General features: G+C 41.4%; 19 protein-coding genes. 13 read left to right on the forward strand and 6 right to left on the reverse strand.

What is annotated here, in order from left to right; all coding sequences use genetic code 11:
- Positions 1-401: 401 nt before the first annotated feature.
- The 4 genes from QUB10_RS31720 to QUB10_RS31735 form a co-directional block, all read right to left on the reverse strand.
- Positions 402-719 carry a zinc ribbon domain-containing protein gene (locus tag QUB10_RS31720; RefSeq protein ID WP_333207109.1) on the reverse strand — a complete coding sequence of 106 codons (318 nt, stop codon included), beginning with the start codon at positions 717-719 and terminating at the stop codon, positions 402-404.
- The gene (locus tag QUB10_RS31725; protein ID WP_333207110.1) at positions 638-1,480 is read right to left on the reverse strand and encodes a transposase; all 843 of its coding nucleotides are present in this window, start codon (positions 1,478-1,480) and stop codon (positions 638-640) included. Before QUB10_RS31725 ends, QUB10_RS31720 begins: the two co-directional genes overlap by 82 nt.
- 9 nt (positions 1,481-1,489) lie before the next feature.
- On the reverse strand, positions 1,490-2,107 hold the full coding sequence (locus QUB10_RS31730; RefSeq protein WP_333207122.1) for an IS607 family transposase: 618 nt from the start codon (positions 2,105-2,107) through the stop codon (positions 1,490-1,492).
- 87 nt (positions 2,108-2,194) lie between these two features.
- A complete protein-coding gene (locus QUB10_RS31735; protein ID WP_333207111.1) occupies positions 2,195-2,374 on the reverse strand; it encodes a hypothetical protein in 180 nt (59 codons plus the stop codon).
- Positions 2,375-2,617: 243 nt separating this feature from the next.
- Between QUB10_RS31735 and QUB10_RS31740 the strand changes: the two genes are divergently transcribed.
- From QUB10_RS31740 to QUB10_RS31780, 9 genes are all read left to right on the forward strand, one after another.
- Positions 2,618-2,875 (forward strand): hypothetical protein, encoded by a 258-nt coding sequence (locus QUB10_RS31740; RefSeq protein ID WP_333207112.1) that lies wholly within the window; start codon positions 2,618-2,620, stop codon positions 2,873-2,875.
- 179 nt (positions 2,876-3,054) lie between these two features.
- Entirely contained in the window at positions 3,055-4,275 is a 1,221-nt protein-coding gene (locus tag QUB10_RS31745) for a transposase (protein WP_333207113.1), read from the forward strand.
- Positions 4,276-4,339: 64 nt separating this feature from the next.
- On the forward strand, positions 4,340-4,561 hold the full coding sequence (locus tag QUB10_RS31750; RefSeq protein ID WP_333207114.1) for a hypothetical protein: 222 nt from the start codon (positions 4,340-4,342) through the stop codon (positions 4,559-4,561).
- 10 nt (positions 4,562-4,571) lie between these two features.
- Positions 4,572-5,036 carry a hypothetical protein gene (locus tag QUB10_RS31755; RefSeq protein WP_172186658.1) on the forward strand — a complete coding sequence of 155 codons (465 nt, stop codon included), beginning with the start codon at positions 4,572-4,574 and terminating at the stop codon, positions 5,034-5,036.
- Positions 5,036-5,827 (forward strand): hypothetical protein, encoded by a 792-nt coding sequence (locus QUB10_RS31760; protein ID WP_333207115.1) that lies wholly within the window; start codon positions 5,036-5,038, stop codon positions 5,825-5,827. Before QUB10_RS31755 ends, QUB10_RS31760 begins: the two co-directional genes overlap by 1 nt.
- An 81-nt stretch (positions 5,828-5,908) precedes the next feature.
- The gene (locus tag QUB10_RS31765) at positions 5,909-6,265 is read left to right on the forward strand and encodes a DUF3768 domain-containing protein (RefSeq protein ID WP_332946642.1); all 357 of its coding nucleotides are present in this window, start codon (positions 5,909-5,911) and stop codon (positions 6,263-6,265) included.
- Positions 6,266-6,331: 66 nt separating this feature from the next.
- Positions 6,332-7,039: a prokaryotic E2 ligase family D protein gene (locus QUB10_RS31770; protein WP_216670293.1), complete on the forward strand. Its 708-nt coding sequence runs from the start codon at positions 6,332-6,334 to the stop codon at positions 7,037-7,039.
- Positions 7,040-7,100: 61 nt separating this feature from the next.
- Positions 7,101-7,739 carry a hypothetical protein gene (locus QUB10_RS31775; RefSeq protein WP_172186655.1) on the forward strand — a complete coding sequence of 213 codons (639 nt, stop codon included), beginning with the start codon at positions 7,101-7,103 and terminating at the stop codon, positions 7,737-7,739.
- Positions 7,705-8,559: a PRTRC system ThiF family protein gene (locus tag QUB10_RS31780; protein ID WP_333207116.1), complete on the forward strand. Its 855-nt coding sequence runs from the start codon at positions 7,705-7,707 to the stop codon at positions 8,557-8,559. Before QUB10_RS31775 ends, QUB10_RS31780 begins: the two co-directional genes overlap by 35 nt.
- 193 nt (positions 8,560-8,752) lie before the next feature.
- On the opposite strand, the gene QUB10_RS31785 is transcribed toward QUB10_RS31780, so the two are convergent.
- Both QUB10_RS31785 and QUB10_RS31790 read right to left on the reverse strand, forming a co-directional pair.
- Positions 8,753-8,899: a hypothetical protein gene (locus tag QUB10_RS31785; RefSeq protein ID WP_333207117.1), complete on the reverse strand. Its 147-nt coding sequence runs from the start codon at positions 8,897-8,899 to the stop codon at positions 8,753-8,755.
- 23 nt (positions 8,900-8,922) lie between these two features.
- A complete protein-coding gene (locus QUB10_RS31790; protein ID WP_333207118.1) occupies positions 8,923-9,516 on the reverse strand; it encodes a hypothetical protein in 594 nt (197 codons plus the stop codon).
- 206 nt (positions 9,517-9,722) lie between these two features.
- On the opposite strand from QUB10_RS31790, the gene QUB10_RS31795 reads away from it, so the two are divergent.
- The 4 genes from QUB10_RS31795 to dnaN all read left to right on the forward strand — a co-directional run bounded on the left by QUB10_RS31795 (position 9,723) and on the right by dnaN (position 15,053).
- Positions 9,723-10,958 carry a hypothetical protein gene (locus QUB10_RS31795; protein WP_333207119.1) on the forward strand — a complete coding sequence of 412 codons (1,236 nt, stop codon included), beginning with the start codon at positions 9,723-9,725 and terminating at the stop codon, positions 10,956-10,958.
- 202 nt (positions 10,959-11,160) lie between these two features.
- Entirely contained in the window at positions 11,161-11,541 is a 381-nt protein-coding gene (locus tag QUB10_RS31800; RefSeq protein ID WP_333121254.1) for a hypothetical protein, read from the forward strand.
- Between the two features lie 173 nt (positions 11,542-11,714).
- Positions 11,715-13,142: an AAA family ATPase gene (locus tag QUB10_RS31805; protein ID WP_333207120.1), complete on the forward strand. Its 1,428-nt coding sequence runs from the start codon at positions 11,715-11,717 to the stop codon at positions 13,140-13,142.
- A 405-nt stretch (positions 13,143-13,547) separates the two neighbouring features.
- On the forward strand, positions 13,548-15,053 hold the full coding sequence (gene dnaN, locus QUB10_RS31810) for a DNA polymerase III subunit beta (RefSeq protein WP_333207121.1): 1,506 nt from the start codon (positions 13,548-13,550) through the stop codon (positions 15,051-15,053).
- The last annotated feature ends 393 nt before the right edge of the window (positions 15,054-15,446 follow it).

A 15,446-nucleotide genomic window follows, 5' to 3' on the forward strand; every position in this document is an offset into this window, starting at 1 on the left:
CTGTGCCTAAAGAATAACGGCGAATGCAGCGAAGGTTTGAAATCGAATTAATCGAGATACCTGCGTTAGTTGAATAAACCGACTTTCCAGCGATTTCTCCCAGCGACAGAACCTACTGATAGCTGGGAGAATTTTTTATATATTTTACTGATTCTCTACTAACTACAACTTTTTATCATAGTATTGATTGACGCAAAGGAGCGATCGCATTTGTACGGATAGTTACAATTGCATAAGTAAATATGCTCTGATTGATAGCTGTGCAATCGTAGATGTGGCTAATAGTAATATAGCTTGCGAGCGCAATAGATATTCCTTCTGCTATACAAATACTAGACAAGTCTAGACATTTGCTTCTTACTTCATCGGGGGCATGGGAGCGGCTATCCCTCAGTAAGCTTTCAGGGTTTAGCCAACCGTGATAAATTTATTGCTGCATTCAAATCCCTGTCTATCGAATGACCGCAACTTTCACAGTTATAAGTCCTTTCTTTTAACGGCATACCTTGGATTAGTCCGCAATTTGAACAGGTCTTGCTTGATGGGAACCAGCGGTCGGCAACGACGATCTCGCAGCCAAACTTTTTAGCTTTGTATTCTAACTGGCGCTTGAATTCATGGAATCCACAATCAGCTATTACCATACCGCAAGTTTGTGATTCTTTAGCATTCCACAGACATTCAAATCTTCTACTACTATCGTTGCGTGGTTTTTGCATAAGTAAGTAGTGATTTGATGTAGAGTATTTTTTCTGAGGTTTGCTATTTTTGCATGATGCTTTCCCCGTTCAATTTTGGCTTTACATCTATTATTGGAACCTTTCACCTTTCTCGCTAAGACTCTTGACAATCTCTTAAGTTTTGCGAGATGCGCTTTATAGTGCTTTGGGTTCGGAAATACTACGCCAGTTGAAAGCGTAGCCAACTCTTTAACACCCAGGTCAACTCCTACAACGTCATGACTTTTGACTGTAGGTTCATGATGTTGTTCGTAGGCAAATGCGATAAACCAACTATCGGCAGTGCGCGAGATGGTGATTGACTTGCAAGTTGTATGAGGCAACCCTTCGTGAGTTTTTACCCAGCCGATTGTCGGCAGCTTTATAGATGTACCGCCCACAGGGATAGGCTTACCGCTAGCGTCAATCGTGAAAGAGTCGTGATGCCCTTTCTTCTTAAACCTGGGATATCCACCTTTTTTTGAGAAAAATTTAGCAAACGCATCTCCAAGATTGTCAAAGGCGTATTGAGTTATCTTTTGACAGATTTCCGCCTCCTTTATCCACGTAAATTCAGGTTTTACATGATTGTTAAAGAATTTTTTGAGCAAGTATTTGTTGGGCTTCAATCCATCTTTATAAAGGCTGCTCCAAGTAGCCAGTCCCCAATTATAAGTAAATCTCGCTATGCCAGCGTGTTTACTCATAACTGTTGATTGACTTTTGTTTAGCTTTAACTTTGTTTTGATGGATAGAAGCATTGTTCGACCTCAACACTGGATTTCTTTGTTTAACTCTGCCACGTCCTGTACTGGTTTGTCAATAGCATTTTTTAAATTTTCTTTGATTTCCTTGGAGTAATTTCGTAGACCGTATAACCGACAGGAGAAACAGTGAATTATTGCCATCAGGTCTTCTACTAATTCATGTTGAGGAGACAGTGATTCTTGGTTGGCGACTATAATTTCACATCCGACTGATACGGCAAGTTCTTGGATGAATTCAAAGGCAAATCTGCACATCCTATCTTTGTGTGCAATTACGATTGTTGATATTTCACCCTTAAGCATTGACAGCATAATTGCTAGAAACTTTTTTCTCTTAAAGTTTAGTCCACCGCCAATTTCCGATATCCAGTCATCAACGCTTAGCCCTCGACCTAGGCAGAAGGCTTCCATTGCTAGCATCTGGTTTTTGAGTTCTGGCTTTTGCCCGCTGGATGAAACTCGACAGTAAACTACGATTTTTCGTTTGGCCTCTATGGGCTTCAATCCGTTAGCTATCAAGAGATCGTCTTCTGTGTAAAACCGATGACCTGATAGGGTGCGCTTGACCGGTAGCTTCCCTGAGACATCCCAACGCTGGAGTGTTTTTACTGACAATCCCAGTTTTTTTGCAAAAACGCGCGAGTTTAAACAAAATGGTACACCGTAGTTTTGTCGATAAGTGTACCATTCTGTCTACTTATTTGCTATCTAGGTACTAGCTCTATCAATACTTCGGAATTTTGAAGAGTTTTTTTGGGAGATGGCTCTGGCGCAAGGTTCGTAGGTGGCTAATGTTGCGCTGAGTTTTTGGATTTCTTGCCATAGCTCTACTATCAAGGCTTCTTTTGCCTCGTTCAATAGTTGCTTTAAGCCGGGTAGTTTTTCCATTCCTTTATCTAATGTCTATCTCGTCTTCTTGTCAAGGGGGTTGAGCAATTACAATCAAAGAATCAATAGAGACAAGTGCGACCGCATCTTGTCGGACAGATAATTAATGGGAATTAATTAAGAAATTTCTTGGGAAACACGCTTACCGTTAAAACTTTACAAAAAATAGATCGTTAAAAGCAAGGCCGCGATCGCGGCAATTTTTGAGAATAAGCTGCACTTGCTTGTACTGCGAATCCAGCCATGACCCAAATAGAACCAAATTCCGAACTAACTGGAGAGGAGATTCCACTTTCAGCTACTCAAAAAGTGGGTGAAACCATCAACAAAACTGAGAACATTTCACAGAGTCCTGACTTACTTGATGAAGGAGAATCAGAACCTTATGAATTCAATTTTTGTACAATCAAAATCCACATTGTTATGCGACCAGACGATGGGCATCCAGAAGGGCGAATCGTAGAAATTACAGCAACGAGCCATGACGACTTACCACTATAGCGCGTCGCGTGAGAACCCCGGTCTTTCAAGCCGGGGATGAAACGCAGTTGTAGCCTTTAGGCTACCAGTGTTCTATATTTTTTCTTGGTTATTGGATATGTTTTCTAACGATTTTAGTTGAGGTATTGACTCCGTTAAATAGTCGTGTACAATCAATATATTACAATAAAAGGATGCCAATGTTTGGGTGTCAACAAATCCTACTCAAGCCTAATAAAGAACTCCGGGCGGTTCTAGAATACATTTGCCAAGAATCGAACAAGCTGCACAATTGTGCGGTTTATTACGCTCGCCAAATATATTTCAAGGCTCGTATTTTCGTCCGTCCATTTGACGTAATTAACGCATTAAAGCGCAATCCTCATTACGGAGCTTTATGCGCTCAAGCTGCTCAGCAGACTTGCGGTGCCGTTGGTGAATCGGTAAAATCTTTCAAAGGATTAATTGAATTGTTTTGGGAGGGTAAACTCGAAAACAAGCCAAAGTTTCCTGGCTACCGCACTCCTGGTGGATTTCATCTGATCGCTTATCCAAAGCAAGCGCTTGGGAAAAAGTTGGTTGACGGTCAAATTTCAATCCCTCTCGGTCAAAAAGTAACAACTTGGTTTGGACTGAAGAACTTTCAAGTCCCCATGCCTACTAACTTAGACTATGCCGATATCAGAGAAATTAGAATTCTCCCCAGAAATGGCTGTTTTTACGCCGAGTTTGTTTACAAAACAGCCAGCTTTCAAACTGCTGTACACAACCAAAAAGCTTTAGGTATCGATCACGGTATTAGTAACTGGCTTACTTGCGTCAGCAACTCAGGGACAAGCTTGATCATTGACGGCAAGCATTTGAAGTCGGTTAATCAGTGGTATAACAAGCGGGTAGCAGCTTTGATGGAGGGCAAGCATAATGGTTTTTGGTCACATCAATTGGCGCGATTGACTGAAAAGCGAAACCGTCGCATGCGCGATGCTGTAAATAAAGCAGCTCGTTTAGTTGTTAATCACTGTATCAAAAACGGAATCGGTGTTATCGTTTTTGGGTGGAACAAAAGGCAGAAAGATTCTGCCAGTATGGGCAAAAAAACAAATCAGCAGTTTGTTCAAATTCCTACGGCACGACTGAAAAACCGTATTGCTCAACTGTGCGAACAATACGGCATTAAGTTTGTTGAAACTGAAGAAAGTTACACATCTAAAGCATCATTCGTAGACCGTGATTTCCTACCTAAAATCGGTGAAAAACCCGATGGGTGGAAGGAAACGGGTAGACGGGTAAAACGCGGTTTGTACCGGACGAGTGCGAAAAATTGGTACATCAATGCTGACTGCAATGGGGCGGCCAATATATTGAGAAAAGTAGAGACGATGTTAGGGCTTGACCTTAACGGAGTTTGTAGGGGTGTTTAGACAGCGCCTTCAAGAATTACCTTTTGGTAGTTTCTTTAGAATCCCTGCTGCTGCTTCACAGGGAGTGTCAATAGTACAAGTTAGAGAAAACTCGATTGGAGCTTGGCCAAACCATTTACAAGAATTGCTCCAGCGGTTAGCCTCTAACCTACCTAACCGAAAAGTGAGCGCTCAAATTCGTTCTTCTGTTGCTCAACCCCGGAAAAAAGCCAAACCAAATCTTCAAAATCCTGCTAACCACCCCGTCAACAAAGGTGAAGCTGGAGTACAAATCCCCCTGTTTTAAAGAGGTAACAATGAGTCTAATAGAATATGAAGGCAGGCAAATCGAACTGCCCAACGAAATTACTGCAAATGATGAAAAATTGCTAGAAGTCCTACTTCCTTACTTCCCTGAATTAAGCTCCGCTACAATTGAACGAAAAACAGGTCAACCCATTAAAATCATCAAACAAGCCAAGACAAAGGGTGTAGAAGAAGATTGGAAAAAAGAACTATGCGTACTGCTCACTCCCCATTCCCCACTCCCCTCACTTGTCTCCGCACCGGAAGAACCGAATCAAGCTGTCCAACTCACTTGGGCTCTGCAATGCGACTCTATCAGCGGTTGTGTTACTCCGCTAACCTTGGCAAGTCGGGCTCAAGAACTCTCTGACGCGATCGCTCTGGGTGAGCAAGAACTACAGCGATTTAGAGACACTCTCAAAAAACTCCAACTTGCGCCAGCTATTGCTTGTCTCCAAATTCCTCTTAATTTTTAATGCCTGCAACTATTTTGTCTGTGTCGCAAGCCATTGCCGCTTTGCGACACTCCTACCCAGTAACTAAGCCACTTGAAGCGATTGAATTTCTCAGACAAACGCTCAATAGCGCTCAACTTCTCAATCTTTACCAGCACTTTTTTTCAACTGAATTTGCTACCATTACCAGTTCTATTTACTCGGATACTCCTGATAATCATAGCCCCCGCGAATTAGAATTCTTCCGTCTTCTTGACGAAACAGAACTTATCCCGATCAGCCCCTGGCAATTAGAAATAGCACAAGAAGAACGCCTCGACCAACTCCTGATTGAGTCTTGGGGGTTGGATTGGTTGAGCTATGAAGATATTGATTCCTTAGCTCCTGAATGGCAAATCCTGCTGTCTCTAAGTTCTGAAGGACTAAATTGGCTAACTGAAAATGAGATGAAAGATTGGTATGAACAAGAATTTGAAGTTTCATTTTCTCAGATTCTACCACCAGATAGGATCAATCATCAGCAATTCCAACAGTTTTGCTCTCTGGCTGAATTTCCCGTAAAAGGGATGCCAATTGTACTGAGTTTCCTCAATTACTCAACGGGTAATATTTGGCTTGACGGCTGCGCTCAACACGAGTATCAATTTGGAGAATGGACAGTCGAAAACTTGATATTTTTATCAGAACAATGGCAAAGTGCTAAAGAATTAATAACCCAGGCTCAACAGGTCATTGACTGGCTTGCTACTGACCGCCATCGACATTTTCAGCAAATTCTTGAACTCTGGAACAAAAGCACCTTGTCAATTTGAATTACCCCTGAATCCGAATAATTACGAGTGAACCAGCAACCGCTAGTGCGGTTGTAGTTGTTGGAAATTGAGGCCTTAATTATGACTGAAACTCTAACAACAGCCGAAAGAATTGCACGTCTTAATGACCAATTACGTCAAGGAGATACCAAAATTGGTGAAATTCGGATTACTCAAGCTGTAAAAGCTCTTCTTCCCGAACAGCAACAAAAGTTACTGCAATTACTAAGAGATTTTAACACCTTTGAAGCTGGCAACAACCCCTACGGAGAACGAGATTTTCTTAGCATTCAACTTGACAGTAAAAGCTATTTTTTCAAAATTGATTATTTTGACAGGAAAGCATGGCTGGAAAATCAGGAAGTTAGTTCACAATGTCCAGAAGACCCCGACAAAACTTGGAGAGTTGCTACCCTAATGCAGTCGAACGAATATTAATTTTCAAGCATGAGCTAACCTTACCTATCGGGTTAGCTCCATAACCTCTATCGATTTCAAGTTATTATGCAACATTTGTCAGGAGAAGTCTTTCGTGAAATTCTGCAAACAGCTCCCCGACAGCTAGCAGAAATTGATGCTGAATTACTGTTCATCAAAGAACAATATCTGTTCCATTATCGAGAAGGAACAAAGGAACACTACAAACTACTCTCCTCTGTCAGTTTGAGAACTGCATTTTCTCACGAGCCGATTGATACGGATTGGATGCCCCCAGGAGTCATAAGGTGGGGAACTAACTCTCAAGGAAATTGGGTAGTAAAATTCATATCTCCTGCCCAATATAACCTCCAATTTGATGAGAGTAAACCCATTACTATTCCACTAACTGCCTTGGTATTTGTAGGACAAAACACTCAATATTGGGTATTTGCAACTGATTTTGCTACTTTCAACCCAGAGTCGAAAGCTTACCACACTCCTTTACCAAACATCCATCCAAACGGTTTAATTTGCTGGGGAAAAAATACTCCACCTGTTGCTTCAACTCAAACCATTGATATTGCTTGGCAGAGCTTCATAACCACTCCTTTCAATGCTGACTTATCCAGCCAAAAAAGCCGAAAGTTTCCCCAAGATGTCAGAGAACATCTGAAAAGTTTAGCCTTGAGAAAAAGGCGTACCTATCCTGTTAAAGATTTAGTTGAAGTGAGGTACAGTCCTTCAATTGACTCTTTAGTGCAACACCTCCTATTGATTGCTAACCCTACCTAAATCAAAACTTCTATGTAGGGACTGCACTCAATATTTATTGTTCAACACAAAGTTTAAGTTAATGCTAAAACTTTTTAACCACATTCATGCCTCTATTCCCTTGCCTCCCATTGCTACTGGGGTATTCTGCGAATACGTTACAGCCTCTAACGGCGTGTTTGTGCGTTCAGTTCGCCCCGGACTAGAGGCCATGATTCCTGTTGCAAATTCAACGCCCAATACTATCAAAGGGTTGCCACCTATAGAACCATACTTGCACCTTGAGACTCGTTTAGTACCATCAGAACTGCTACTTTCTATATTGACAAAAGCTGTATTCACCAAAGATAGCAGTGGCAATCTCACAGAGATTTTATTTCACCTATCCCTTGACAGTAGTAATCAATGGCAACTGACAATTCCAGTCCAATTGACTACACGAACGAGCTGCCAGCCTTTTGACAATTCATCCTACTCAACTGCTTTAATTGAGTGCCACTCTCACGCAGAATTGCCTGCTTTCTTTAGCAGCACAGATGATGCTGACGAGCGGGGTTTTCGCCTCTATGCAGTCTTGGGTAAAGTTAATACCTTGACTCCTGAGATTTTAGTGAGAATCGGAATTTTCGGACACTATAGCTTAATTAAAGCTAATTCTGTATTTGAAGAGCCACATTTTATCACTGATGCTTACCAAAACTCCCTTAAACCTCGACTTTGAGTACGCAAATTCCACACCTCTCCTTCTCAAAGATTACTCTCACCTTCACTTATGGCTCGTTGGCTGTGGCGGCACTGGCTCTTATGTAGCTGAAAGTTTAGCACGATTAGCTTACGTTTTCAAACAAGTTGGGAAAAATGTCAATATTACCTTTGTAGATCCCGATATTGTGGAAGGGAAAAATTTGGGGAGGCAGAGATTTTGTCAATCTGAACTTGGACTGAATAAAGCCACTACTCTTGCCTTGCGTTACAATCTTACCTGGGGGCTAGAAATTAGTGCAATTCCTGACTATTTTGACCCCAAATTGGTAAAATCATACTGGAATGATTTGGTAATTATCATTGGCTGCGTTGACAATAGTGCTGCTCGCCGTTCCTTGGGCAAAACGCTAGAGAATAACCGCCACGCTGAGATTCCGAGAATCTGGTATCTTGATGCTGGCAATAACTTTGATAGCGGTCAAATTCTACTGGGCAGCCATAATAGCCTTGAAGAGCTAACTCCGCACCTGGATAAGTTCAAGAAAACAGGCATTATGGGAGCGCTTCCCTCTCCTGTTTTACAATGCCCCAATTTGATAGAATTGCGACCTGAAGAATTGGGAAATACCCATTTATCTTGTGCTGACTTGGCTAATCTTAACGCTCAGAGTCTCACAATTAATCAAACAATTGCCTCAATCGTTACTGACTATCTATTCCGCCTCAGTTTGACAAAGGACTTGCGTAAGTTTGCCACTTTCCTTAACCTTAAATCTGGTTCTATGCGCTCAGAATTTATCAGTTGTTCATCTCTCATAAAGTTTAGTTGTACTTGATACAAATCCTGGTTAGCTACACCTAACGGGATAACAACCCCGTCAAAAGCTTGATAAAATCAAGGACATAGCCCTCATACCCATCTGAAAAATCTGAGAGAGTAGAGGGGAGGGTAAAGGTTGAACAATACACCTTTACCCTCCCCTTCCCCTTCCCTTTATTTGGCTAACTTTATTAAGATTTTTTTTTGGTTTAATACTGTGTTGAGTTGTAGCGTTTCGTGTAGGCATCGTCGGCAAAGGATTGAATCAGCTCAATCTGACTAGGATTGACTGTAATTTCCCAGACATTGACTCGCTCAGGCACTGTCCAAGTTGCTTTCTTTTCATAGAGCCTCACGATACGCGGGAAACTCAGGTGCTTCAGCCCTGAGAGTAGTCAATACTAGGAGAGTTACCATTTTGAGTAATTGATGCAAGGCTTTTTTCGGAAATTTCAGAGTGTTCTGTATCTTGTATTGCAGTGAGATCGCTACTGCTGCCATTCTCTAAAATTCCTGTATTTGTTAAGTATTCTTCTAAGATGGGAATTAGAGAGCGATACCACTTTATTTGAGAACCACTCCATTTGTTTGTTGTTGAAGTAGCCAGCAAGGAAATACCATGAGCTGAGCCGGCTTGTGTCAGTATCCAAATTCGCTTGGCTTCATTACGCTCTTGATACCCCAATGAAACTAGAGCTTTGTTGACTAAATCTGGCTTGATTTTGCACTCTAAGTTATCTGTGAGTATTGCTGCTAGTTCCGTTACTGTCATCCCAACTTCTGTCAAAGGGGAAGCTGCACCAATCAGTTGTTTTGCCGTCTCTGCTACCCCTTTGAGTTCTGGGTACATAGAGGCCAGCGAGTTGAATTTAAACTGGGCGATCACGGACGCACTCAGTCCGGTATCTTGTAGCCAAGCTACCAAGTGGTCTATCGTCTCTATGGCGGCAGCAATTTTTTCAGAAGTGGGCATCTTTGCTCGCTTAGTTTTCCATATCGTGATCTTGACAGCATGGCGATATATCTAGCGGGACTTAAACAAATTTAAAGCCTAAATAAAGCCTAAATTAGCTTTATATGCACCAAAGATGCTAGCGAAAACTAGAAAGTTTTAGGCTTCTGTTCGAGAAGATACCCCCTAACGGGAGAAGTTGAAAAAAAATTAACTTCTCAAAGGTTATGGACTCTAACACCGCTTTAATCGGTCTCTCAAATATTTGCTCTAAATCTGACAACACTCCCCCCAGTGAAGTTAAAGAAGTGGTAGCGGTAATTTTCCCTTTTCTCACTCCGCATCCTTCCGATCAACTTCCCTTTAAAGTAGGCGATATCATCAAAACTGGTAAGCATTACGGTACTGTCACTTCTCTAAATCAAACCGATCGACCTGTAAGAATTACCTGGGATGCTAGTAACAGCGAAGACAGCTTTTCTTGGAATTATACACTTGATGAAATTCCTGTCCTCAAAATCTCCCTTGTGCCTCAGTTTATTCCTCAAAAAACTACTGGAGAACTTCCAGCTTGCACAACCATCGTACTTGCTAATTCGCAACAGGTACAATTCAGTAACACAACTATTTTCCAAGTAGAATCGCTGACTGAACACCACATTTTCATCTCGACTCTCGACCAATCTTATCTCTTTCCCATTAACTTGTTTCCAGGCTTCCCGACAAGTTGTACCATAGATATTCCTGCACCTCAGCAGTTAAAAGTCGCTCGCAGTTTGTCTGTTGCTGACCTCAAAATCCGAGCTAAGACGTATTTAGCTCTCGAAATACCCGACAACTTCTTAGAATTCGCTATGCCAATTCAAAAACAGCAATTCAAAGAAAAACTGGCTCGACAATTGAGCGAAGAAAATTACGAACTTCTAGAATTTAACATAGCTTGGGAAGAAACCTGGAAGCAGCACCTAGAAAACCTAGCCAAGAAACAAGGATTATACGGATTTAAAGAGGGAGATTACATTTTAAAAGGCCGAGAAGGAGTTCAACAAAGGGGGACAGTCCAACGCTTGAACGTTGAAAATCTACGTCCATTCCAAATCGAGTGGAACAGCGGAGAAATCCAAAATTACAGTTTGACCGAACTCAAAGGTTTGGGTATAGCTCGTATCGAATCTATTGTTAAATTATCCCCCAATGTGGCTTATCAGATTAGCGAAGACGGCTCCTACTTTAGAGCTTGGATTGGGTTCCGTACTAAAGCGTTAGCTAAGGCTTGGCTAATACCTGTCAAAAAGCTAGTCGGCTACCTTAGCAACTTAATTGATTGCCAAGTTCCAGATATTCAACATACAGGCTCTAAATACGAATACGCTGTAGAATGTCCCCGGCATAAAACTTTAAGTAAGCGCTTAGAAACTCTCCGAAAAGTTGCTGAATTTGATTTAGAAAAGATGCCAAGATGATGGAATAAATGGGAAATCAAATATAATTGGCTAGTTTATAACAGTGTAAATGCGATAAACAACTCTGTTACTAATCCCAAAATATAAATTGCCTAATGGCAGAAAATGTTGATTTTTTCTAGTCGTAAATATCAACTCAAGGAACAATCTTTGAGTTTGAGTGCTATTCAATTCACCCTTGACCCTACAATTCCAGGATCGCATGAACAAAACAGTAATGATTTCCGGTAGTCGTTCCATTAATGAATTGCCTTTAGGAGCAATCGCATCTCTCAATCGCATCATTGAACTAGGATTTGAAGTTATAGTCGGTGATGCTTCTGGTATTGATAGCTTAGTTCAGCAGTATTTGCAGTCTAAGAATTACCAGAAAGTCTTGGTTTACTATGCCTTATTTAGCGGCAATGGCAAACCTAGGAATACTTTTGGTTATCCCACCATTGGCATTCCCGGAAACTATAGCGCTCGCGACATCCAAATGTGTTCGCATTGTGATTACGGACTAGCCATCTGGGACGGACAAAGCAAAGGAACAGCAGCTAATATCAAGCGAGTTAAGAAGACCAAAGTTGTTATTGTTTAAAAACCAACAACCACTGTTCATATTATTAATCAACAAATAAATCAGCGATCGCCCTCTAGTGTACCAGAGCGCTATCGCCTTTTTTTTGTTGATTTAACCTGCTTCGTGAAACAGTCTTGCACTCAAGCTAACGCTTATTAGGGAGGCGATAGAGTTATTATCTAGCACTAATAATGATTCAAACCTTACTAGAACGACCGCAGGAATTTAAACAAATTCCCTTCACTCTCAAACCACAACAGCAGCAAACACTCGACAAATTGAGAACATTTGCAAGCAGCACTGAGTCATTCTTTTTGCTCTGCGGTTATGCAGGCACAGGAAAAAGCACACTTATTTTTCTTCTAATCAAAGAACTCTTGGCTCAAAGCAAGCGCATTGTCCTCACTGCACCTACTAACAAAGCCGTCGGTATTCTCAGAAAAATGGCAGCCTCTCAAGGTATTTTCGGAGTAGACTTTCTGACAATACACCAACTTTTAGGCTTAGGCATAGTTCGCAAAGAACAAGAGAAAGTCTTAGAACAGACAAGCTGTTGTTACCTCCACCTCTACGATATCATTTTTCTTGACGAATGTTCGATGGTTGGAACTCAATTATGGTCTTGGATTGAGCGTAGATTTGAACGTATCCTGTTCAACCACCGCAAATTAATTCTCATGGGCGACCCAGCTCAGCTTAACCCCGTCGGAGAAAAACGCTCGCCTGTCTTCAGCATTACCAATAAAACTATGCTAACCGAAGTTGTCAGGCAAGCTGGAGAAAGTCCCGTCCTCGACTTCATCACCGAATGCCGTTCTTGTGTCAAGAATAAAACCGATATGTTCTTGCCACATTCTACCTACACTCAAGGGAACAAATCTAACGGTGCATTCAAAGTTAAGCCAGAAACACTCCTGCAATACGCCCTCAAAACCATCAAGCGCGAATTCACTTTCAACCCTGACTGCTTTCGGATTCTGTGCTGGACAAACAAGCAAGTCAACTATTACAATCAGGCCCTCCGAGAACAAGTTTACGGTCAAACAGCCCCCAGATTCATACCGGGAGAAAGGCTGATTACTAAGAAACCAATCATGGCCCCTGATGGTAAGACCGTTATTTTGCCCACTTCAACTGAATTTACCATTAAAGAAGTTGAAACGAGCCAACACTACGGCTATCGAGTATGGCTTTTAAAGATTGTGACCGATGACGGTTTATTTCGGCAAATCTTTGTGCTGCATGAATCCGAAAATAAACGCTACCAGGCTGAACTTAAGGAAAAACTCAAGAGTGCCAAGCGCAGCGGATTTTTATGGCGCAAGTATTATTGGTTTAAGGACGACATATTTGCCGAAATTGACAATTGCTTTGCCCTGACTATTCACAATTCTCAAGGCAGCACTTTTGATGAAGTGGGTTTGGACATTAATGACATTTTGACTCGGCTATTGGTGGGAAAAGAAATGAGCAGCAAACAGAAACTTAAAGAATACCACCGCCTCTTGTATGTCGGAACGAGTCGCTGCCGCCAACGGATACTATTTGTTCCTCCAATTTCATCCAGAGTTCAACTTGCATTAGGATACTTAACTAAATCTGGTTCAAGTAACTTTTGATGATAGGCAGTAGAAAGTAGGGAGAAAATAGCAATAAATCGGTTTGTGAAAAAGGCGACATCTCACTTAGAATAATATATCAGTAGGGCGAAGCATGACCTCCGTAAATATAAGACGTTCACCAATAACTTATATGCCGGAATGCTTCGCTCTCTTTTTTTCGACAAGATGCACTCCCAAAAACTGCTACTTAGATTACGATTTTATTAATCAACAAGCTCAAATTTATCATCCTAAAATAAAGGTTGATTATTACCTTTATTTGTTAAAAAATAATTACAATAATCCACCTGATCTCAACCATATTGGTTCCACTCTTTCCACACTTCGACTCTCTTTTTTCAGCCACCGCTCGCGAGTGCTGCTACCGCAGCGGCAAATCGAACTTCTGACACACAACTAATTATGGCAAAATCTAGACTTACAGAAACACCCCCTCAGCAAAAAGTAGTACAGAGAGCAACCAAGAAAAAACGCTCTCCTGAAACAGCGACTAATTCCGCTAAGGCTGAAAAATCTGTTACAAAAATCACAAAAGGTTCTTCAACTTCTGAACCGGAAACAGCACTTTCAGAACAAGTAGAACCCTCTGAAAAATCCACAGAATATACACCAGTTTCAGCCACAGATGCTTCTGATTTAGGAGCTAAATCAAACGATGAGACATTGCCGGAGCCTTCTCCTTCCCCTTCCCCTTCAATCGTTGAATTTGCCTGTGATGCCAGAGAATTAAATGATTACATCCAAACTCTCAAAAGCAGCATTTATAGCAATAACAACCATGTCATTTTATCCAATATTCTCATAGAAGCAGATGCCGCAACTAGACAATTGCATTTAACTGCTTATAACCTGGAATTTGGGATACAAGCGAGTTTTGAAGCTAATGTCAATCAATCTGGAAAGCTCACTCTCCCTGCAACCATACTCGCAGACATTCTCGGAAAATTTCCGAAAAGTCGCGTTACCTTAAAGAGTTCTTGGGAAATTATCAAAGGAAGTGACGTTCCATCAGTCAGTGCCACTCTGACTGCATCAAGGAGCAAGCACGTCATTCGTGGGCTAACTGCGGACGAATTCCCTGCTATCAAGAGCCTTGAACAAAAACTTGTGACCATTCCTGCTAGCGTGTTAATTGCTGTCCTCAAAGCCAGCTTATTTGCTGTAAGTTCTGAAGAAACCAAACGTATCTTAACTGGAGCTAACTTTCAACTAAGCCACGACGCAGAAAGGGGACTTTCTCAATTGAGAGTTTGGACAACAGACGGACATCGGATAGCAATGGTTGTAGGATTCAGTGAAAGCAGTGATTCCGATATTTTGAACACTCGAAACGTGCAATTTACAGTACCCACTAAGGTACTCCGGGTATTAGAGCGGACTTTGAATCCCACTGACAGAGTAGCTATTTACTATGAGACTGAGCCTGACAATAGCAATAACTTTGTTGCTTTTGAGTGGAACAATTGGCGGCTGACAGCGCAGTTATTAGAAGGAAAATACCCGAATTGCGACCAGATTATTGCTCCTTATCGGCATGAACTTAGCCATCAAATTGTGGTAGAGAAGCTCAGCTTTTTAAAAGCCTTAGAGCGGTTAGCTTCTCACAGCGATAAGTCCCATGTTACAGCAATTTTTGAATTCGATTTAGATAGTCAACAAGTGCGAATTTCACTAAATAATACTCTCAGTTCTGGTACTGAGATAGTTGATGCCAAACTATTCGGTTGTGACTTTCGGATCAAGTGCGACATCCGCTATTTAATTGATACAGTTAAAGCTGTTTCTAGTTCGGATTTGCGGATGTTAATGGCAACTCCTACGGCTCCCATACTGATTGCACCGTTTGGAATACCAGCGTCGGGTACAGAGGCTAAGGAGTGCGAATACATTATCGCTCCGCAAGAATAAAAGGTGGGGAGCGGCATCTAAATTTGATGCCCTCTCCTGCCCCAATTCGGAGCCTATTACTGTATAAATTAGGATAATTTAAATTCCTATTTTAACATAAAAATTATCTACAAGTGTGTTCAATATTCTCGCACCAACAACTTATATTAATACTAATTATCAAGACTCATGCAATAGTAGCCGTAGGGTGTGTCGCCATTAAAAATTCCTAATTTAGACAAACAATCTCACAGATCCGCACCTGACAAACAGAGCCCACAAACAAAGCTAACAATTCTGTAGCAAGATTTTTGAGAAATGGCATAACTTCAGGCATGCCTCCCCTATCGGGGAATAGTTACCAGAAGTATTCTAACGACTCAAAATGTACCAACCACTGCACCTCAAATACCG

It is taken from the genome of Microcoleus sp. B5-D4 (assembly GCF_036705145.1).
In the GTDB taxonomy this organism is placed as follows: domain Bacteria; phylum Cyanobacteriota; class Cyanobacteriia; order Cyanobacteriales; family Microcoleaceae; genus Microcoleus.